This window comes from Paenibacillus ihbetae (genome assembly GCF_002741055.1).
Taxonomy (GTDB): domain Bacteria; phylum Bacillota; class Bacilli; order Paenibacillales; family Paenibacillaceae; genus Paenibacillus_AQ; species Paenibacillus_AQ ihbetae.
This window is the reverse complement of sequence record NZ_CP016809.1, coordinates 5222666-5242565: the sequence shown is the minus strand read 5'-3', so window position 1 is coordinate 5242565 and position 19900 is coordinate 5222666. Positions and strand designations below refer to the sequence as shown.

Annotated in this window: 18 protein-coding genes; 1 reads left to right on the top strand and 17 read right to left on the bottom strand. The window is 49.3% G+C overall.

Translation table 11 applies throughout. The features are described from left to right. Position 1: 1 nt before the first annotated feature. Complete coding sequence (locus tag BBD41_RS23480; RefSeq protein ID WP_099478912.1) at positions 2-1006, top strand: CobW family GTP-binding protein; 1005 nt, start codon at positions 2-4, stop codon at positions 1004-1006. A 204-nt stretch (positions 1007-1210) separates the two neighbouring features. Here the strand turns inward: BBD41_RS23480 and BBD41_RS23475 are convergent, their stop codons facing one another. The 17 genes from BBD41_RS23475 to BBD41_RS23395 all read right to left on the bottom strand — a co-directional run bounded on the left by BBD41_RS23475 (position 1211) and on the right by BBD41_RS23395 (position 19877). Then, positions 1211-1666 carry a Fur family transcriptional regulator gene (locus BBD41_RS23475; protein WP_077567353.1) on the bottom strand — a complete coding sequence of 152 codons (456 nt, stop codon included), beginning with the start codon at positions 1664-1666 and terminating at the stop codon, positions 1211-1213. A 159-nt stretch (positions 1667-1825) separates the two neighbouring features. Then, positions 1826-2677 carry a class I SAM-dependent methyltransferase gene (locus tag BBD41_RS23470; RefSeq protein WP_099478911.1) on the bottom strand — a complete coding sequence of 284 codons (852 nt, stop codon included), beginning with the start codon at positions 2675-2677 and terminating at the stop codon, positions 1826-1828. A gap of 15 nt (positions 2678-2692) precedes the next feature. Further along, positions 2693-3481: an ABC transporter ATP-binding protein gene (locus BBD41_RS23465; protein WP_099478909.1), complete on the bottom strand. Its 789-nt coding sequence runs from the start codon at positions 3479-3481 to the stop codon at positions 2693-2695. 11 nt (positions 3482-3492) lie between these two features. Then, the gene (locus tag BBD41_RS23460; RefSeq protein ID WP_237086887.1) at positions 3493-4587 is read right to left on the bottom strand and encodes a FecCD family ABC transporter permease; all 1095 of its coding nucleotides are present in this window, start codon (positions 4585-4587) and stop codon (positions 3493-3495) included. Continuing rightward, positions 4584-5762 carry an ABC transporter substrate-binding protein gene (locus BBD41_RS23455; protein WP_237086885.1) on the bottom strand — a complete coding sequence of 393 codons (1179 nt, stop codon included), beginning with the start codon at positions 5760-5762 and terminating at the stop codon, positions 4584-4586. Before BBD41_RS23455 ends, BBD41_RS23460 begins: the two co-directional genes overlap by 4 nt. A gap of 72 nt (positions 5763-5834) precedes the next feature. Further along, positions 5835-6620 carry a class I SAM-dependent methyltransferase gene (locus BBD41_RS23450; protein WP_099478905.1) on the bottom strand — a complete coding sequence of 262 codons (786 nt, stop codon included), beginning with the start codon at positions 6618-6620 and terminating at the stop codon, positions 5835-5837. 250 nt (positions 6621-6870) lie between these two features. Continuing rightward, positions 6871-10608, bottom strand: a complete 3738-nt coding sequence (locus tag BBD41_RS23445; RefSeq protein ID WP_099478903.1) for a cobaltochelatase subunit CobN — start codon at positions 10606-10608, stop codon at positions 6871-6873. A gap of 54 nt (positions 10609-10662) precedes the next feature. Beyond that, positions 10663-12618, bottom strand: a complete 1956-nt coding sequence (locus BBD41_RS23440; RefSeq protein ID WP_237086883.1) for a VWA domain-containing protein — start codon at positions 12616-12618, stop codon at positions 10663-10665. Positions 12619-12632: 14 nt separating this feature from the next. Then, positions 12633-13562: a magnesium chelatase ATPase subunit I gene (locus tag BBD41_RS23435; protein WP_206098260.1), complete on the bottom strand. Its 930-nt coding sequence runs from the start codon at positions 13560-13562 to the stop codon at positions 12633-12635. Positions 13563-13643: 81 nt separating this feature from the next. Then, positions 13644-14633 (bottom strand): FecCD family ABC transporter permease, encoded by a 990-nt coding sequence (locus BBD41_RS23430; protein ID WP_099478899.1) that lies wholly within the window; start codon positions 14631-14633, stop codon positions 13644-13646. Next, positions 14623-15660 carry an ABC transporter substrate-binding protein gene (locus BBD41_RS23425; protein WP_099478897.1) on the bottom strand — a complete coding sequence of 346 codons (1038 nt, stop codon included), beginning with the start codon at positions 15658-15660 and terminating at the stop codon, positions 14623-14625. Before BBD41_RS23425 ends, BBD41_RS23430 begins: the two co-directional genes overlap by 11 nt. Positions 15661-15756: 96 nt before the next feature. Further along, positions 15757-16236 carry a hypothetical protein gene (locus BBD41_RS23420; protein WP_099478895.1) on the bottom strand — a complete coding sequence of 160 codons (480 nt, stop codon included), beginning with the start codon at positions 16234-16236 and terminating at the stop codon, positions 15757-15759. Continuing rightward, on the bottom strand, positions 16220-16720 hold the full coding sequence (locus BBD41_RS23415) for a Fur family transcriptional regulator (protein WP_099478893.1): 501 nt from the start codon (positions 16718-16720) through the stop codon (positions 16220-16222). The genes BBD41_RS23420 and BBD41_RS23415 overlap by 17 nt, the downstream gene beginning before the upstream one ends. 105 nt (positions 16721-16825) lie before the next feature. Continuing rightward, positions 16826-17095, bottom strand: coding sequence for a 30S ribosomal protein S14 (gene rpsN, locus BBD41_RS23410; protein WP_099478892.1), 270 nt, complete (start codon positions 17093-17095; stop codon positions 16826-16828). Between the two features lie 28 nt (positions 17096-17123). Further along, on the bottom strand, positions 17124-18368 hold the full coding sequence (locus BBD41_RS23405) for a metal ABC transporter solute-binding protein, Zn/Mn family (protein ID WP_099478890.1): 1245 nt from the start codon (positions 18366-18368) through the stop codon (positions 17124-17126). Further along, entirely contained in the window at positions 18361-19224 is an 864-nt protein-coding gene (locus BBD41_RS23400; protein ID WP_099478887.1) for a metal ABC transporter permease, read from the bottom strand. The genes BBD41_RS23405 and BBD41_RS23400 overlap by 8 nt, the downstream gene beginning before the upstream one ends. Then, entirely contained in the window at positions 19170-19877 is a 708-nt protein-coding gene (locus BBD41_RS23395; RefSeq protein ID WP_099478885.1) for a metal ABC transporter ATP-binding protein, read from the bottom strand. Before BBD41_RS23395 ends, BBD41_RS23400 begins: the two co-directional genes overlap by 55 nt. Between the last annotated feature and the right edge of the window lie 23 nt (positions 19878-19900).

Genomic DNA, 19900 nt, shown 5'->3' with positions numbered 1-19900 from the left:
TATGTCCATTCAACAAGCCGAGGATTCACGGATCCCCGTCACGGTACTGACTGGTTTTCTCGGAGCAGGTAAAACGACTTTGCTGAATCATGTATTAACAGCAGATCACGGCGAAAAAATAGCGGTTATAGTCAACGAGTTCGGGGAGGTAGGCATCGACAATCAACTGGTTGTAGGAGCGGATGAGGAAATCTTTGAAATGAATAATGGGTGTATCTGCTGTACGGTACGAGGTGACCTTATCCGTATTCTAACTCAACTGAGAGATGCAAAGCTCGGAACTGGGGATGGCAAGGCAGACTTCGAACGAGTGCTCATCGAGACGACAGGGCTGGCAGACCCTGGCCCGGTTGCTCAGACTTTTTTTGTCGATCCAGACATAGCTGATGTTTACAGACTGGATGCGATTGTCACGGTTGTGGATGCGAAGCATGTTGAGCAGCATTTGGACGACGGTCATGAAGCGCAGGAGCAAGTCGCCTTTGCAGACGTGCTTTTACTGAACAAGACGGATCTTGTATCTGAAGACGATTTGCAGAAGCTGGAGCGGCGCCTTCGTACAATGAACTCGGCAGCCAAGCTGTACCATACCCAACAGTCCAAGATTGACGTGAACCAGATCCTCGGAATCGGCGCTTTTGATTTAGAGAAGAAGCTGGAGATCGAACCTGGATTTCTCGAAGAAGCGCATGATCATGAACATGACGATGAAGTAACCTCTATTTTCTTTCGTGAATCTCGTCCACTCGACTTGAATAAAGTGGAACGCTTCCTTAATGAATGGTTGGTAGATCATGGCGTAGACACTTTCCGGTATAAAGGCGTTTTTAACATCAAGGGAGTCAAGAAACGAATCGTTTTTCAAGGGATTCACATGCTGTTCAGTTCATATCCTGATCGGGATTGGAGACCCGATGAAGTACCAACCAGCGAATTCGTTGTGATCGGCCGCAACCTTGACGAGGATTGGTTCCATGAACAGTTTGCTGGTTGTGTGGCTATCTAAGCAATTCTCGATTTAAGCCAAAAAAGACCTCACAGCCCCAAGCATGCACCCCGCTCCGGCTGAGAGGTCTATTATATTAATTAAAGATATACGTGCGATGCCATTAACTCGCAGTTTGCCCTAATGCTAATAAAATGGTGAAGAGGGAGAAGCTTAAAAAGCATGGTCCTTTAATAAGGGAAGCCATGCTTAGATGGACTTTCTTTATTCCATAGTCTCTTCTCTCTCAAGCGCCTGGCAGCCTTCGCATAAGCCATAAACCTCGAAGCGATGTCGCAAGACTTTGTAGTCCCCCGGCAGTTTGAGTCCATGGTCCATTGGGCAGTAATCAAAGGGAAGTGTCTTTTCGCAGTTGACGCAAATCAAATGATGATGGTGGTGAGTCAGGCAGTTCTCCTTAAATTTCAAACCTCCGTCCATAAAGTAGAAATGCTCCAAGACACCCATCTCGCTTAACATGCGAAGATTACGATAAACTGTATCCAGACTCATGCTTGGGTAATAGACGGACATTTGGTCATATACATCTTTCGGTGATAAATACCCGTCGTGATCGGCGAAAATCTGGGCTAGTGTCCTACGTTGCTCCGTTACTCTCCATCCATTTCGCGCCATTGTATCCAGCATGTCTTTTACTTTGGCTTGGTTGTTCTCCTTCATTTACCATACGTTCCCTTCCTGAGTATACAAATCATTCTGCATAATACCGTCTCCAGGTTTTGAATAAGACTTTATCTTTGTATTTTATCAAGAATGAAGGGAAATGTCATATATGGCACATTGAAGGGCGGTGATGTAACACCAGGGAGTTAGACCCAGCTATTTCTTTAGATTGATCGGTTCCGGCTTCCAATAGAGGAGCGCCGCTTTAAACCGATGCCGGTACAGAAAACCGCCATTCTCCTCCGTTACAAAATGCTTGAGAATCTTCTCCGCTGCTTTACGGTCATAGTCAGCGTCCAGAATCGGGGCTAAATTGTCCTTCAGGAGCTGTTCTTCACTATCATAGCGATAGGTTCTTTCCAGGTTTAACATCTTGCAATTGACATCGATCCCAAGCTCATACAATAGATTGGTTAAATATATATAATCCCTTCGCTGAAATTTGACTTTATAACCAAGTTTCCGGTGGATCTCCCATAAATGCGGCTTCTCGGGCCCGGTGGTCAGACCAATAATCGCCCAACGTTTGGATGCGTTATTCATATTTATAAGCGCACGATCAATCTCCTGCATCCGGTAATAACAGTTGATGCCGAAGACAACATCAAACCGTTCATTTGGCACAGACTCTTCCCATTTGGCATGAATATACCGTGTACGTTCAAGTCCTAGCCGCTTTGACTCCTTCCGTAAGTGATGGATCACAGTCCGCGAGCTATCCACGCAGGTAAGCGAGGTTGCTTTTTCAGCAGCAGCAAAAGTATAGTTCCCCCATCCCGGCCCTATCTCCAGAACATGATCGGTAGGCTCAATAAATTGAAGAAGCTCTTGCCGAATATCTGCTGCATAATCATCCAATGCATCTGTTTTTTTGGGAATAAATCCTTCCCAGAAGGCTTCCTCCTTGGCATCGTCGCTCATTCGCTCCGGCAGATTTCCGTTCCAATCCTTCATCCCTTCCAGCCATAGCTGCTTAAAATTCATATCAAAGCGGACGCCGTGATACATATCTTGTTTCCCCCTCTATTCCTCACTCGGTAAAGTCAATACAGGCTCAACCGCAGTCATCTTCAATCCATATTTAGCAGAGGCAACCTCCACTTTTACGCCGTAAACCGTCTCCATATTTGTACAGGTAAACACTTCTTCAGGCCGGCCGGAAGCAAACACTTCCCCGTCCCTGAGCATGTATATTTCATCCGAATACCGAGCAGCCAGCTCGAGATCGTGTAAAATCAGGATCACTAGGATGCCGGAATGCTTCGAGAGCTTGCGTACTAGCTCCAACACTTCGAGTTGATGGCGAATATCGAGTGCTGAAGTCGGCTCATCCAGTAATAGCAAATCCGGCTGTTGTGCCAATGCCCGGGCTATCCAAACTTTTTGCCGCTCTCCCCCGCTTAGCTCGTCCAGATAACGTGTTGTATAGCGATCCAGATGGAGGTCGGAAAGGAGGGTGCCAACAATACGAAGGTCTTCCGACGACACCCCCCATCGAATGTACGGCTTTCGTCCGAGCATGACCGTTTCCATGACAGTCAGCGGAAAACCGGATGCCGTATGCTGAGGAACGTAAGCTTGAATTTTTGCCAAATCCTTGGGTTTGAGGGAATATACGTCTTTGCCCCCTAACCAAACCGTTCCCTTCTTAGGTGGAAAAATGGAAGCGATGCTTTTGAGCAATGTCGTCTTCCCAGCGCCGTTAGGACCGACAATACTGACAACCTGGCCCTTTTCCATATTCATATGAATGTCGCGTAATATGGAGTTTGAACGGTATCCAAATGACAACCCCTCTATACATAAAAACAAGATTTCCCCTCCTAGGTCCAATACTCCCGGCGCTTCTTGACCAGTAAATAGATGAAGAATGGTGCGCCGAAGAAGGATGTTACGATTCCAACGGGGATTTCAACAGGCATCAGAAGCAGCCGGGCCACCGTATCCGATGCAAGCAAAAGCAAGGCCCCGATCAAGCACGAGCACGGTAATAAATATCTGTAGTCGGTACCGATGATCATTCGGCTTATATGCGGGGCGACAAGCCCGATAAAACCGATAATGCCTGTGAAAGCTATGGTTGTTGATGCCAGAAGAGTGACCGTCACCAAGCAAACCCATCGTATATGCTTCACTTTCACGCCGAGCGTGAGTGCCACCTCCTCCCCCGAGATGAGTGCATTCATATCCCATGCATACTTCATCAAGACCAAAAGAGCTAAAGCGGACAGCGGCAAGAGAATCTCCAGCACATGCCAACCGGAGCCCCAGAACCCCCCCATTAACCAGATAACCAGATCTTTAAGGGCATCGTTGTTGGAAAAATACTTCAGAGCCGATACGCCGGCCGAGAATAATTGACCAATAGCTACACCCGCCAGCAGCAAGACCGTAGTCGAGCTGTTCTTCATGCGGGCAATGCCATATACGACCCCTACAGCCAAACAACCGAAAAGAAAAGCGTTAAAAGCAATCAGCCATGGCCCACTGTGAACGAGGTTCATTCCGAATACGCTAGTGCCCGCCACGATCGCAAGTGCGGCTCCGAAGGCTGCTCCGCTTGAAACCCCCAAAGTAAACGGATCGGCAAGTGGATTACGCAGCAATGCCTGCATGATCGTACCCGCTGCCGCTAGCGATATGCCGGCTACTACAGACATCAGGATTCGGGGGAGCCGAACCTCACGTACGATATACGCATTCATTTCGTCAGCGCTGGTGCCGGTCATCATTGCCCAGAGCTCTTGCAGAGGGACAGCTGCCGAGCCCTTCGTGATCGCAGCTCCTGCTGTAATGATCAATAAGACCAGGAGCAATAAGAGCAGCAAGAGCTTACGTAATGATCTGCCTCGGTATATCGATTCCATTCGGAGCTTCGAGGACCTCAGATCATGGTGATGGAGAGATTTTTCCATCATTCCTTCTCCTTAAACGAGTAGTACCAAATCCCTTGATAAGGCACACCCAGCCATTCTTCAAAATACTCCTTCGCATATGCATCGGGGTCTACATCCTGAAATCGGTCTGGATACAGCCACTTGGCAAGCTGCAAAACACCGATATATCGTTTGTCTGACCCGATAAAATTCGTATAAAAAAAATAAATTTCCCTGTCTTTGCCTGCATTCAGCTTGTTCAGGGACGAAATGTTTAACATATTCGCAAAGGCTTCATCAATCGCTTTGGTCTCCATCGTTTCATACCCGCCTAGCCAAGTACCATGCAGTGTAACAACATCCGGATTTCGCTTGAGCACATATTCTTCGTCAACCATGATCGTTGTGGATGCCTCGGCCGGATCCCATTGCAAATCGGCTGCATCTCTTCCGCCTGCCAAAATCGTGGCGTAACCTTCGCCGACACCAGTTCTGCCACCTAGCGACTGACTTGGAAAAACGCGATAACCGCCATTGGAATTGAGAAAACCTGCTGAGAGCGCCAGTACACTCTTTTTCTCGTTAGGATCAATAGATTGTATTCGTTCAGCCGGAATGCGCTCGATTTCATGCTTCCATTCCAGAAACGTTGCAGCCCTTTCTTCTTTGCCGAACAGCTTGCCCAGCAGTTCCCATTCCGTATCCATCTGCTCAGGCAAATAATTATTCATCCGGACGACCTTGATACCGGCCGGCTCTAACTTTTCCTCCAGTTTGTGATCAGGCCGATTCGTATAGGTGAAGACCACTTCAGGCTTCAAGCCGAGGATCGTCTCCAGATTTACCTGCTCAGTTTCCCCAACGTCCGGCAAATTGTCAAAGCCAAGATATGAATTATGCTTAATCGTATTGTCACCGGTTGCTGCTATGCTTTCAGCAGCTCCCAGAAGTTTTATCGCTTCAGCTGTATTTCGATTTATGACCACAGCCTTTTGAACGGGGATATCAAGCGTAATTTCTTTGCCGCTTGTGTCGGTAAATGTCCAGCTTTTTGCTTGTTCCGCTTCGACTGGTGATTTCGACTGTTGAATATCCAATTTGGTTACGTTTGCTTCATCCTGCTTGGTTGCCGAGCATCCTGCTATCATCAATGCGAGAATCAGTGCAAGTATGAGTCTTATGACCGTATTCGATAAGTATTGTTTTTGAATAAACAATGTTCGATCCCCTCTCTAATATAATTCGTAATAATTACGACTAATGACGGAGGCAATATACACATTCCATTCTCAAGCGTTACGGTTCGTGCCCCTTTCCTCCCGATGGCCAACCATAATCATACGTGGCGACTGCTTCCGATCATAGCTTTGTCCTTCATAGTTCCCATAAATGGTATCCAATGTAAGACCGGCTGATGTCAGCATATCTGCCAATTTCTCAGGGCTGTATAGCTTGACGCGTTCTGAATATCGGCGGGTAAGATTGTTTGATCCTTGAACCCGGACCTCGATCTCCTTCATGACAAATCCGCTAAAAATTCGGCGGGTTTCCGAAATGATCGTTCCATCAACGATCCGCTTGGAGAAAGGGATGAGGTGATTTGTCGTGTACTCGGCATTCATATAATCGATAATGAATCGCCCGCCGGGCCTCAAAGCCTTGTGGATTTCCCGTAATACGGTTAACTGTTCATGGTCCTCTTCAAAATAACCAAATGAGGTAAACAAATTGATAACGGCATCAAAGCGTTCCTTAAACATCGTATCCTCTGGCAAGGCGCGCATATCGCCTTCAACCCAGTTAACAAGTCCATGAGGGTCTGAGGCCCTAGCCTCCTGTAACAGCTCGGAAGAAAGATCAACGCCCGTTACACGATATCCTGTATGTGCAAGCGTTAATGCATGTCTCCCCATACCGCAGCATAAATCGAGGATATCACTATGAGTCGGGAGCTTCAGCCACTCCATCATTTTGAACACTTCCTCTTCAGCCTGGCGCCGATCCCGGTGGCGGTAGATGAGCAAATAATCCTTGCCAAAGCTCTCCTCATACCATTTATGTACCGTCTTCTCCAATGAATCTCCCTCCCTTACGTCAACCGATGTTAATTGTAATTATTACGATTAGTGATCGTAATAAAAACCGAGCCTCACTCAGTTAATCGTAATTATTACATTTAAGGATAGTCTACTTGCAATTTTATAATCTGTCAACACATCGAATCCCCCAATACGCGCTGACATTAAAAAAACCTCCAAGCAGACATTACGGTCTCCTGGAGGTAATCGATATAAACAATATATATAGTGTAATCAGTCCGTCTTCTTAATCATGACGACCTTCAAGCTCCCCTTCAAGCTCCAAAAAACGTTCCCTCAGCAGCCCCAACTCATTTTCTGTGGCGTCCCAATAATCCCGTTGATGACTCTCAAGGAGCGTTTCCAGCATACCAAGGTAAGCCCAACGATTATTGTCACGCATTTGCTTGCTGCGTTGTTCGTTGACCACATATTCCTGATGAACCGCTGAGAATATCCAGGAGTCTACTTGGTTGGTTGTCGCCGCAAGCCCCAACAAGTTCTCTAATCGGTCTGCTACTTTCTGGGCTCCATGGTAATCATGCTTTAACAAACCCTCTATCCATTTGGGATTGAGCAGACGGGTACGTACTCCACGATGGACGGACTTTCTTGCTTCTTCGGTTAAAATATGCTCCCGCGTGGTATCGCTAATATATATTTCCGCCTTGCCGCCTCTAGCAATCTCTACCGATTTAGCCAGCCCCCCAAAAAACTCATAATAATGATCCAGATCGGTAATTTCATGTTCATGGTTGCTCCGAATCTGTGAAACGATATCAACGGCAGCCAGGTTCGCCGTATACAAATCGTACATATCCTTGCCCCTGTAATCGGAGCTGTACACATGCTTCAGGCTGTTCATGAAGGCTGCGCCCAATTGGTCTTCTTCTTCCCACTGCTTGGTCTCGATCAGCTTTGTGACCGAGGTTCCATACTCCCCTTCGGCAGGCCCGTATATACGGGCGCATGCCAAGTCCCAAGCCTCTTCATGCTCTGCTCCGGCGCTGCGTAACTGTTGATACAACCTCTCCGAATGCTTTTTGAACCAATTTTGATTAAACGGCTCATCCAGCTCAGAAATTTCTTTAAAGAGACGGTGAAGCGTTGATAGCTGTTCCGGAAACATGTCGCGGAAATATCCACAGATATGGACCAGGACATTCAGTCGCGGCCTCTTCAGCTCTGATAGCGGAATAATTTCATATTCCACATGCTTATGGTGATCCTGGTCCTTAACTCTAACGCCAATATAAGCCAGAATCTGCCCCAGCGTCTCCCCCTGTGTCCGGGACGTTTCCAATCCCCACATAACAAGCGCGGTTGTTTCCGGATATGACTTGTGCGCTGCATCATACAAATTCAAGGTGTTCTCCGCAATCCTCCAACCACTCGCAACGGCTGCACGGCTAGGTATGGATCTTGGGTCGAACTGTACCAGATTGTTTCCGGACGGCAGCACCTCCGGATTCCGAATGCAGTCGCCTGCTAGGCTGACTGGCAAATATTTACCCTCCAGCGCCCGAAGCAAATTTTTAAGCTCCAAATCCGCCTTCGTAGACTGATAAGCGTTTAGGCCAAGCTCCCAAATATCCTGCCAATGTGATTGCTGATCGGCTGATCCTTGCGGAGGTTCAGGAACTTCCCGGGTTTGAACAAAGGTTGACACAGCATTCTCCACGTACTCATCCAGCGTTTGCAGCCTGCCGATATCCTGGACTTCCAGCAGCTCATCATAATCCCAGCCCAACGAACGTGCATATAATCTCTGCAGCGATCCATGCGTCCCCCGTTCATGGCCAAGAATCATGCTCATATGCTTCGCCGCCTGCTCATGCGTATACCCCTCTCCCAAGATATGCAGGCCATCAGGAATCATCGATCTTCGGATTCGGTACAGCTCGGATTCCAGCGATTCCAGGCTTGAAGCTTCAAGAAAAAGCGCAGCTGCCTGATCCTGCAACATCTCCCACAGATCAGGAAGTCGTGCAGGATTCAGCTGTTCCGCTTCCCGATACTGATGCAGCGATGCTTCAAGGCCGGCGTATTCTCCATACAACCCGGATGCCGTGAATGGAGGGGATTGGTAGCCAATCAAGGTAGCATGGGATCTTCGCTTCGCAATCATGGCTTCGGAGGGGTTGCCGACATAGTACGCGTAAAAATGCGGAATATCCTGAATCAGTGCATCAGGTAAACAATCCCCCGACATGCCGCTTTCTTTGCCTTCCAAAAATTCAAGCGTACCATGGGTTCCCACATGCAAGATCGCATCAGCCTTGAACTCGTCTCTAAGGTATTGGTAGAATGCCAAATACTGATGGTGCGGAAGGAGACCTTTATCATGGTAAGCAGCCTCCGGATGCTCATGTATGCCCCTGCTAGGCTGGATACCGATGAACAAGTTGCCGAACCGAAGGCCTGGAATTTTGAAATCGCCGTCCTCGGTCGTCATGATGTCGCCTGGCGCTTCGCCCCATTGCTGAACAAGCTCCTTCTTCCGCTTGTTCAAGACCTGATTACTCTGCTCATACGATGTATTTTTATAAGTCGGAAGATGATCGGGCCAATGGTCGTTGGTCCACACTGCGGAATTTAGGATTCCCTCCTGTATGAAACGCTCTTTCAATTCGAATCCAGAGTACGTCTCAGTGTCATAACCATGCTCCTTCATCGCCGTGAGGATGCGGGATATTGATTCGAAGGTATCCAGAAAGGAGGCCTGGAACAGATGTCCTTCCCCTGGAGGGTAGTTATAGCCGATAATGGCGACTCGCTTCTCGGATGGCTTCTTGGATTGCAGATTCAGGTATCGCTTTACCCGGCCGACCACCCGCTGCGCTCGATCTTCGATCATGCGGAGTTCTTTGGCATCAAACCGCATGTCCTCGTCATAACCAAGGCTGGATAATGCGGCAACCGGATGCGTCTCGATGCTCCCGTCGAGCTCGGGCAGCATCATTTGAACCAGAAATTCGGAAGGCGTCAAGCCTTGTCTGGAGCTTTCCCACTCCTGCCGTTCCCGGCGCGTCAGGAAGAACGGATGGAACATCGGCGCGTCCACTTCTTTTAGCAAAGCCAGGATTTCATCGCTCTTGCCTCCGGCAGGTCCGGCACCTAGGCGGAACGGAACAAAGTTTACGATCAATTCCACCTTGCCTCCATGAACGCCCCCATGCATCAGCAAGGCCCGCAGCCGATTCGGTTCAATCTCCGTCAAGGAAGTGAATACGACAGGTAGAACATTTGCAAACGCTCGAATGCTCTGCATCAAGCTGCTGACGATATCTCCAGTGTGGAGAGGGTAGCTGTGACCCATAAAGAGTATGGCAACTGTTGGATAATCCTCTCGGGCCGGCATGGACGCCCAATAGGCCTCCACGGATTCAAATGACTGCGAGTCGGAGGGATCATAGATGCTCAGCGACTTCAGGGCAAAGGGTGGCTCGACCGGCGGCCAATCCGTTTCTTTTCCGAAGCAGGTGGCAATGTAGCCAAGCATATGGTGCAAATTAGGAATCCCCGCATTTCTCCAATAAGCGACCAAGGTCCGGTGATGCCTAAGGTTATCTTGCTGTTCGGTTGATATTGAGGATGTGGACGAATGTCCTCTTGAGGTTGCGGACGGATGACCACGATGGCCGGCGCCGGCAAGATCGTGATAGCGCAAGGAACCCAGCCTGTATATATCCTTAAGCCTCTCCCCCTCGCCTCCAACTATCACTTGCTCCGCTTCAAGTCCAATACAAAGATCATGAATACGGGAAATGGTCCGGGCAGGGCTGCCGTGCGGATCGTGGATGATAAAATCAGCTTGCTTTACGGCTGTCTCGACCCAGCTCCACTGTTCCTCTGACAAGGTTCCTTCTATATTAAATACAGATAATGAAATGCGTCTGCGCAAGGATGCATCCCACTTCTTCTTATATATGAACGCTAAATCCTTCATGGCCGCATGGGATGTCGTTAAGACGGTGATCTTCATTCTGTTTTCCTCCTCCTATCCAAGGACGATAGAATCATGCTCAATTCGGGTTATCTATCTAACCCACCCAATATTGATTCGAACCGCGTCAGCAAATCCAGCTTCGTTCAAGTGCTCGAGCACTCTATACTCGGCTCCCAACGCTTCAGCCAATTCTTTGGAACGTCCGAATTTGACAAAGCCCTGCTCCGTATCTATGACTAGACTAGAGATTCCTGCAAGCCGGATCCGGCTTGCGGCCTCCAGGCATTCATTCCAAATATCCGAATGGGCCGATAAGCCTGAGGGACTTTGGTTTGCTCGACCATCCGTAACGAATATCAACGTCGGTATCGTATCGTGATTTCTTCTTTTCTCCGCTTGAAGCACCTTATAAGCCAGGTGAATTCCGGCTGCCAGAGGCGTCCTTCCTCCGGTCGGGATATCGCGGAGATGCTTGGACGCTGTATCAATGCTGCGTGTAACCGGAAGCACCAACTCAGCCTCTTCCCTTCTGAACGCGATCATGCCAATTCGGTCCCGCTTAACATAAGAATCCCGGAGCAGAGAAAGGATGCCTCCTTTGACCGCCGCCATGCGCTTTCGGGCCAGCATCGAACCGCTGGCATCAACCACAAACAGTAGCGTAGACCCAACGCGATTCTCTCTTTTCTTCAGACGCAAATCATCGAGTTCAATGGCAAACGCGACACCGTCCTTTTTCGTACGGATCAATTGATAGGGAGCCGCTGCGCGGATCGTAGCATCAAAAGCCACATCGGTTCGCTGCTTCCTGTTCGGGTATACAGCCCCTACCGATCTGCCTCTCTTCTGGAGCGTACGCGACTCATACCGTTTTCCCGAGCCCTCATATTCTAGCTTTCGCTTCATGTTCCACTTCAAAGGCTCGATTCGATACGTCTCGTCAGGAAACAGCACCTGTTCATCCATTCGATCATTGAATACGCTCTGAGAGTCGTTAGGCTCCTCCTCACCCGGCATTTCTGTCCTGCCTTGATTGAAGGCGCCTCCCGTTTCATTCGGATTTGTCCTCTCATCCCCATGATCGCAATGCTGTGCAGGGGCGTGGGAAAAATTCGTTCGATCGGCTAACGGATTCGTCTGCACGCCTGCATCCGGTTCAAGCGGAGGACCGCAGGAGGCGTGGGTTTTCTCGACTGCTTCCCGCATTCGATGAGGTAAAACATACTCGGCGATCTTTCGGATATCCTCCTTGGTTACTTTGGTACGCCCATCCCAGGCGGCTGCCGCTTTAGCCCCTTCAACAAGAGAGAGCTCGGCACGGGCGCTTGCGATCCCCGCTTCAACTGCGATTGAGGATGCCAGCTGAATCATTTCAGCGGTTACCTCCATGTAAGGAATCAATTGACCGGCCGCCTGGATTTGCAACCGGAGTGCATCCTCCTGGCGCTGACACCGGTTACGGAAAGCATCGGGGTCCTGCTCGAAAAGTAATCTTCGGCGTATAATCTCGGCTCGATCCTTGGGATCTGCCAATTCCGCCAATGTTACACAGAATCCAAAATGATCCAGCAGTGAAGGCGAAGGAACGCCATCACCCGAATCCATCGCCGCAAGCAGCATAAATCGGCTTCTGCGAATTTTTGACATCCCCTCCCGCTGCAGATGAACCCAGCCGCTTGAGCATGTATAGACAATCTCTCTGATGAGCGCTTCGGGTACGAGATTCATATGATCGGCCAGCAGCAGTTGACCATCGGCAGTTTCCAGCAATCCCGGGGAACGCACGAGCCTGCCGCGGTCGATGGCCGCGGTCATATCGAATGAGCCGAGAAGCCGATCCGCTGTGATGTTGACAGGTATGGATATTTTCAGACGGTCAGGGATCAGTAAAGAAGCTGCATGCAGCAGCTGACTTTTACCTGATCCTCTAGAACCATTAATAAGAACACCGCCAATTGCAGGATTCACAGCATATAGCAGTAGCGCCCGTTTCGCTATCTCTTGTCCAACGATGCCGCTGAATGGAAATTCTGACAGCTGCTCCATTTCCCCCACCTTCATCATGCCTGTACCATTGCTTTAGAACCCAGTAGCGCATACAATCGCTGTTCAATACCGCCGGACTCTTCAAACGGCTGCCGTCTCATCCGATGAGGCAAGACCAGGTATGCGGCTTCCTGCATATGTTCATGGCTAACTGAGTCTTGGCCCCGCCAGGCCGCGAGGGTGAGCGCTGTTTTGATCAGGGTAATGTCGGATCGATGTCCCTCAACTTCCAACTCTATTCCGATTGCTGCAGCCAGCTCCAGCATGTCATCCGAAACCTCGATCTGACCCAATCGCTCCCTTGCCTGTAGGATCTGATGTAGAAGTCGCTCCTGTTCGGCCTTATAATGCGCTGAAAATGATGCAGGGTCACACTCAAAATCCATACGTCTGCGGATGACAAGCGCGCGCTCGCGAACATCCTTCTCTCCGCCGATCTCGACCGACAGAGCGAAACGGTCCAGTAGCTGCGGCCGCAGGTCACCTTCTTCCGGGTTCATCGTTCCTACCAACAGAAATCGCGACGGATGAGAATAGGAAATCCCTTCTCGCTCTACCGTGTTGACTCCCATTGCAGCCGCATCCAGCAATACATCGACAATATGATCGTCCAACAGATTAATTTCGTCGATATATAGAATATGACCATGTGCCGCGGCCAGCAGACCCGGTTCGAATTTCTTCTCTCCTGTCTTGATCGCGTGCTCGATATCGAGAGCACCAACGACGCGGTCTTCCGTTGCACTTACAGGCAAGTTAATGACTTTTAGATCAGGCATGAGCCCAGCCAATGCCCGTACAGCTGTAGATTTTGCCGTTCCTTTCTCGCCTCGGATCAAAACACCCCCAAGCTTCGGATTTACGACGTTCAGAATGAGCGCCAGTTTCATTCTCGATTGACCTACAATAGCTGTAAATGGATATTGCTGCTCTACGTCTTTCAAACATCACAACTCCTTATGCTTCATTAATCCCGTTACTCGGGTCGGGATACGTTAACGAAAGATCCCGTGTCTCGATCTGATTCATGCCTTTCTCCTCCTTAACAGGTACAGGAAAAAGGGCGCTCCCAGTACACCCATGATGATTCCGACCGGCAGCTCTATCGGGGAGAACATGATTCTTGCCAGCGTGTCGCAAATCGTCAGCACGGCCGCGCCTAACAGCGCTGCGGAAGGAATCAGAAACCGGTAATCCCCTCCGACAAGCAGCCGGGCGACATGCGGTATGATCAGCCCGACGAATCCCAGAAGGCCTGCAATGCTGACCGCACTGGCTGCAAGCAGCGTTGCGACCGCAGTTATCCATAGTCGGGAAAATTCCACCCGTATCCCTAAGCTCCGAGCCGTGGCATCTCCGAGCAACATAATGTTCATTTGCTTGGAGAAGAGCATCGAAAGAGCTAGACCGATCAAAGAGTAAGGGAGGATGGTTGTTAGGTCAGGCCAGCTTTTAGCTGCAAGCCCGCCTACCATGAAGAGCAAAGCCCCTTGAACCCTGTCGCTGTAAAAGGTGAGCATTGCAGATATCCCAGATCCCAAAAAGGCGGAGACTGCTACACCTGCAAGGACAATTCTGAGCGGATTTATTCCGTCTTTCCATGACAGCAGATAAATGATGAATGCGGCAAGCGTCGCTCCGATGAATGCGGCAGGCGTCAACAGAAAATCATACTGCGGCATAACGACAAGCAGGAAAATCCCGAACAGCCCGGCCCCGCTAGAGACCCCAATTATATGGGGATCTGCCAGCGGATTTCGCATAATTCCTTGCAGCAGAGCTCCTGAAACGGCAAGGTTCGCTCCAACAAGCATCGCAACAAGCGTCCGAGGCAGTCGGATATTCCAGATAATGTCCCGGTTCACTCCAGGCAGATCATGTTGTAATAGGGTCGCAGCAATATCTTGAAGCGGAACCATTACTGCGCCGGTAGCCATGCTAAAAATGGAAGCTGCTATCGCTAAAGCCATGAATATGATGATCACGGACACAGAACGAATGGATTTATTCGGCATCACCGAAAATCTCCGGATACACCAGCTCGGCTAAATACTTCAGCGATTCATCATAGTGAAGGCCTGGATTCGTGAGGAATAAATCGGATGGTACGACAATCACTCGCTGTTCTTTGACAGCCCCAATAGAAGCCCAGGCAGGATTGCTCTCGAGTTCCTCCTTAATTTTCTTATCTCCCACTGCCTTTTGTCCGTGGATGATCATAAAGATATATTCCGGATTCTGCTTCGCAAGCGTCTCCATGCTGTAAGGGGACGTGGTTGGACTGTCAGGCGATGATGCTAGAGTTTCTGCCACGTTCCTCAGGCCAAGCATTTTAGCTATCTCCAGTCCTGTTGTTCCGTCCTTCTGAATGGAAATTCCACCTGGGGTGACGTTTAGATTGATAAAGGTACGATGCTCTCCCGGCAATTGCTGCAGAATTTCATTCACCCGGTCATCTAATGCTTGCAGCTTTTCCGGCAGCTGTTCTCCCGTCCCGGCAATCTTCGCCATCCATTCAGCCTTTGACTTCATATCCTCGTAGCTGGACATGATCATTAACGCCACGTCAATGCCACTGCTCTCCAGCGACTGCACAAGCTCTTTATGAAAACGTGCTTGTCCGATAACCAAATCCGGTTTTAAAGCTACCACCTGCTCCAAGCTAATCTGACTCACGGTCCCGACAGACGCTACCTCTTCCGCTTCTTCAGGGATCGAAACACCCATGGCTTCCATCCTACCTACCGCATGGCCTCCAACAGCGTACAGCAGCTCGAGGAATTCAGGTGTCAGCACAACGATTCGTTCGGGTCGCTGTTCAAGCGTAATCGTACGATTCGTCGCATCTTGGAATGTAATATAAGGCTCCTTGACCGCAGTGAGGTCGGTTTGTTTTGCCGCCCCGAGTTCTTCCTGATCACGTGCCTTTGTTTCCTGGCTGCCAGAATTTCCACTGCACGCTGACGAGACAAGTGCAAAGACTGCGATAATACAGATCGTCAGGATGTGATGTGTTTTTTTCTTGCTTAATTGCAAAGACATGGACTCGCTCTCCCCCTATGACTAAATCCTTTGATCTACCAGCTACTAACGTCATTCTATGTAGAATGTAATTTTTACGATTATAAGCGGAGCTTATCATCTTATCGTATTGATGCAGAATTCTTTGGCATAATGATTCATTAAGGTACAGAATCTCCGATTGTGCCCAATAAAAAAGGAGGACAGATCGTAGCGGTTCCTGGATGGCTCGTAAGTAACAAGCAATCGGTGTCTCATTCGCTCCATCGCAAACTCGACAAATGACTTTGCCTGCTCCGAGGAGATGAAGGTGATATACGCATAGAGCGAGTGATCTTCCGGCTCATCCAAAGGGCTGACTCCAGCGCAGGAATACTCTGTCTGTATCCCTGCACGTTTGAAATACATATACGCGGGAAGAAGCTCTGCGTCAAGTTCTGCGTTACCTAACCAGACTGTCTGCTTATCTCGCCTTCGCTGCTTGGTCAGCTTCGCCCATTTCCCCAATTCCATCTCTCGGCGGTGCCATTGATCTCTGCTATGCGTGCTTATCACTCGTTCTACTTCTTGATCGACGAACCTAACCCTTTCCGCCATATCGGTCCTCCCAGTCAGCCATGATGTCTGCTTCAGTCATTCCATCCGGTTTAATAAGAGCATGCGTTTCTAATGAACTTTCACAATCCGTACAGTATCCGAAAACATCGATTTTGTATTTAAGGGATCGAAACTGCTGAAGCTTGGGCAACTCCATCCGCTCCGGATCAAAGCTCATCGGAATGGCTTGTTTACAATCCATGCATATAAAATGAAGCTGCGGCTGAACGTGATCGATTATGCGATACCGCAATTCATTATCCAGTAAGAAAATCTCAACAATCCGCAATTGTCTGAAAAGCTCAAGATTGCGGTATACCGTCCCGTAACTCATTCCATGAAAGATTTTCTCCATTGCTTGGTATATCTCCATGGCTGAGAAAGGACGGTTTAATCCCAAAATCAGCTCAACGAGGAATCTACGCTGCGTTGTAATTCGCACGCCATGCTCAACCAGATAATCAATCAATTTATCGAGCTGCATGCCAGGATTCAACCTGATCACCTGCCTGCTACTGTCATAAAATCAACGAATGCCAATCAATGAGAGGCGTTACCCTCGCCCTCTACCTTTACCCCAACACGCGTCTTACCAGCTGGACTTCTTGACGCCTGGAATTTGTCCTTTGTGGGCCAGCTCGCGAAACACGATTCGCGATACCCCAAACTTGCTAATATAGCCTCGGGGTCTGCCGGTCACCGCGCAGCGATTATGAAGTCGTGTCGGGGAGGAGTCACGAGGAAGCTTCTGCAGTCCCTCATAGTCCCCTTTTTCTTTTAGCTCTCTGCGTTTTTCAGCAAATTTGGCCACGACCTGTTGTCTTTTTTGTTCTTTAATAACCTTGGATTTCTTTGCCATCTTCAATAACCCTCCTTTCTTCTAAAATCTATTCATTTAAAGCAGCCTGCAGCGCTTGGAGATTTTGGCGCATGATCGCAATATAATCAAGCTGTTTGGAAATATCCTCTTCCGTCAACCCTTCAATCGGATTCAATACAGCGGTGGTTGCTCCGATTTCAGCGGCAATCGTTTCTGCCACGTTTGAAGCGACAAGCGTTTCAAAGAAAATGGTTTTTACGTTATTATCCTTGGCAAATTCAATAATCTTGGCCATTTGCGATGCCGATGGCTCCTGATCAGGGGACAGGCCTGCTATCGGTACCTGGGTTAAACCGTATTCTTTGGCCAAGTAACCGAACGCAGCATGCTGGGTGATGAAGTCTTTTCTCTTGGAATCCTTCAAGCCTTCTTTAAACTCCTGATCCAACGCCTCCAGCTTGCTTACGTAGGCATCTGCATTCGCTTTGTAGGCATCCTTATGCTCAGGATCTGCTTCAGCCAAGCCTTGTTCAATATTACGCACTTGCTGAATAGCAAGAGCAGGCGAAAGCCACACATGGGGATCAAGACCGCCGTGATCATGATGATGCCCGCCTTCTGCGCCATGGTCATGGGCATGTTCATCTTCGTGGCTATGTTCACCTTCTGCGCCATGGTCATGCGCATGCTCATCTTCGTGGCTATGTTCACCTTCTCCGCCATGGTCATGGGCATGTTCATCTTCGTGGCTGTGTTCGCCCTCTGTGCCATGGTCGTGTGCATGTTCATCCTCGTGGCTGTGTTCGCCCTCTGTACCATGGTCGTGTGCATGTTCATCCTCGTGGCTGTGTTCGCCCTCTGTACCATGGTCGTGTGCATGGGAATGCCCTTCGCCTTCCATGATCTCTAATCCTTGACTTGCCTCAATTACCTTCAGATCACGATCTTTGACGCTATCCAGTACCTGATCGATCCAACTCTCCATACCTGCACCGTTATACACAATCACGTCAGCATCAGCAATGCCTGCCATATCCTGCGGCGTAGGTTCCCAGTCATGCGGTTCAACCCCTGCCGGTACCAAATTCTCAACATCCGCCAAATCGCCGGCAACTTGGCGTGTAAATTCATGCATCGGATAGAAGCTTGTTTTAATCTTTAATTTTGCTGCTGATGATGTATCTGTTACTTGGCTATTTGTTGTATTCATGCTTCCACCCGATTCACTTGGCTTGGTAGAGCCGCAGCCCGCGACAGCCAATGCTGCGGATAACGAAAAAGCGGCAAGGATTCGTTTATAACTCTTAATCATGATTAATAACTCCTCTTACTTTCGGTTTGTTTATTTGTACAGCTCTTCGATTTCGCAATTGCAGCAGCTTCTGAATGGATACAGCTATGAGCAAGAACCCTACCAAAATGAGAGCAATGGTGCCACCGGGCGGCGAATTCAAATAGTAGGAGGCGGTTAGTCCCGAGAAAACGCCAACCCATCCTGTAAGGACGGCTACGCCCATGGCAGCTAAAAATCCGGGAGCAATCCGGAGCGCGATCGAGGCTGGAAGCACAATAAGCGCCGATACTAGCAATACGCCAACGATCGGCATGGAGGCAGCGACCGTCATGCCCGTAAACACGGCGAATGAAAACGAAAGAAGCGAAACCCGAGTTCCTGAGATTGCAGCAGTCTCCTCATCAAAGGCGAAGTTATAAAGGGGCCGGCGTAAGGCAACAAAAAACACCAGCCCTAATGCGGCTACGATGGCAATCAAAGCGAGTTGGGTATCACTGACCGCAACGATGGATCCAAAAAGGTAGGAACTGAAGCTTTTATTCAAATGCGGATTCAAACTCATCAGGACGACGGCCACTGCCAGTCCGGACGTCATGATAATGGCTACCGGCACCTCGGTGTAGGTTCGGTATACCCTTCGAAGCTGTTCAATGACAAGAGCTCCGATAATGGCGATCACAAATCCGCTTATCGTCGGATTGAGATGCAGGAACGATCCTAATGCCACCCCTGCCAGCGATACATGGGAGAGGGTGTCAGCCATAAGCACCTGCCGTCGAAGCATTAAATATACGCCTAAGATCGGAGCGATAACACCAATCAGGCCTCCTGCCCAAAACGCACGCTGCATGAATTCGTAACCGAGCATCGCCATCCCGTATCCTCCTTTCGTTCCAGATGGACGACCCGGTCCAGGAAAGGATCGATTTCCTCCAATGCATGGGTAACCATGATCACCGTTTTTCCTTTTTGTTTCACATATCGATCCAGCAGCTCGTATAACTCTTTACGGCTTGCTTCATCCATCCCGGTTGTTGGCTCATCAAGGATCAGCGCCTCCGGCTCCTGGGCCAATGCTCTGGCAATACAAACCCTCTGCTTCTGTCCCCCTGACAATTCACCAATCTTATGGTTGCGATATTCCCACATTCCCACTTCCATCAGGCTTTGCCTGACGACCTCATGATCGCTGGCTGCAAACCGTTTGAACAACCCGAGACGATGATAACGGCCTGAACGAACAAGTTCGATGACCTTGCTGGGGAAACCGGCGTTAAACGAAGCCACAAGCTGGGGAACATAACCGACCGTTATCGGTGATCCGTCCTCCGATACACGATTCATCTCAACCGTTCCGCTCCAAGGCTTGATCAAGCCCAGCATCAATTTCAGCAGGGTTGATTTCGCTGCACCATTGGGACCTGAAATCGCGATAAATTGCCCGGTATGGATATCCAGTGACAAGTTCTGGATGACGGTTCGATCTCCGTATCCAAACACGACGTCGCGCATGGAGGACAAAATCATTTCAACCTCTTCCTTCCTAATGA

Bases quoted from the DNA above. Each gene is read 5' to 3' on its own strand.
- BBD41_RS23480 (WP_099478912.1), top strand. From the start codon at position 2: ATGTCCATTCAACAAGCCGAGGATTCACGGATCCCCGTCACGGTACTG.
- BBD41_RS23475 (WP_077567353.1), bottom strand. From the start codon at position 1,666: ATGAAGGAGAACAACCAAGCCAAAGTAAAAGACATGCTGGATACAATG.
- BBD41_RS23470 (WP_099478911.1), bottom strand. From the start codon at position 2,677: ATGTATCACGGCGTCCGCTTTGATATGAATTTTAAGCAGCTATGGCTG.
- BBD41_RS23460 (WP_237086887.1), bottom strand. From the start codon at position 4,587: ATGATGGAAAAATCTCTCCATCACCATGATCTGAGGTCCTCGAAGCTC.
- BBD41_RS23445 (WP_099478903.1), bottom strand. From the start codon at position 10,608: ATGAAGATCACCGTCTTAACGACATCCCATGCGGCCATGAAGGATTTA.
- BBD41_RS23440 (WP_237086883.1), bottom strand. From the start codon at position 12,618: ATGGAGCAGCTGTCAGAATTTCCATTCAGCGGCATCGTTGGACAAGAG.
- BBD41_RS23430 (WP_099478899.1), bottom strand. From the start codon at position 14,633: ATGCCGAATAAATCCATTCGTTCTGTGTCCGTGATCATCATATTCATG.
- BBD41_RS23425 (WP_099478897.1), bottom strand. From the start codon at position 15,660: ATGTCTTTGCAATTAAGCAAGAAAAAAACACATCACATCCTGACGATC.
- BBD41_RS23420 (WP_099478895.1), bottom strand. From the start codon at position 16,236: ATGGCGGAAAGGGTTAGGTTCGTCGATCAAGAAGTAGAACGAGTGATA.
- BBD41_RS23415 (WP_099478893.1), bottom strand. From the start codon at position 16,720: ATGCAGCTCGATAAATTGATTGATTATCTGGTTGAGCATGGCGTGCGA.
- rpsN (WP_099478892.1), bottom strand. From the start codon at position 17,095: ATGGCAAAGAAATCCAAGGTTATTAAAGAACAAAAAAGACAACAGGTC.
- BBD41_RS23405 (WP_099478890.1), bottom strand. From the start codon at position 18,368: ATGATTAAGAGTTATAAACGAATCCTTGCCGCTTTTTCGTTATCCGCA.
- BBD41_RS23400 (WP_099478887.1), bottom strand. From the start codon at position 19,224: ATGGCGATGCTCGGTTACGAATTCATGCAGCGTGCGTTTTGGGCAGGA.
- BBD41_RS23395 (WP_099478885.1), bottom strand. From the start codon at position 19,877: ATGATTTTGTCCTCCATGCGCGACGTCGTGTTTGGATACGGAGATCGA.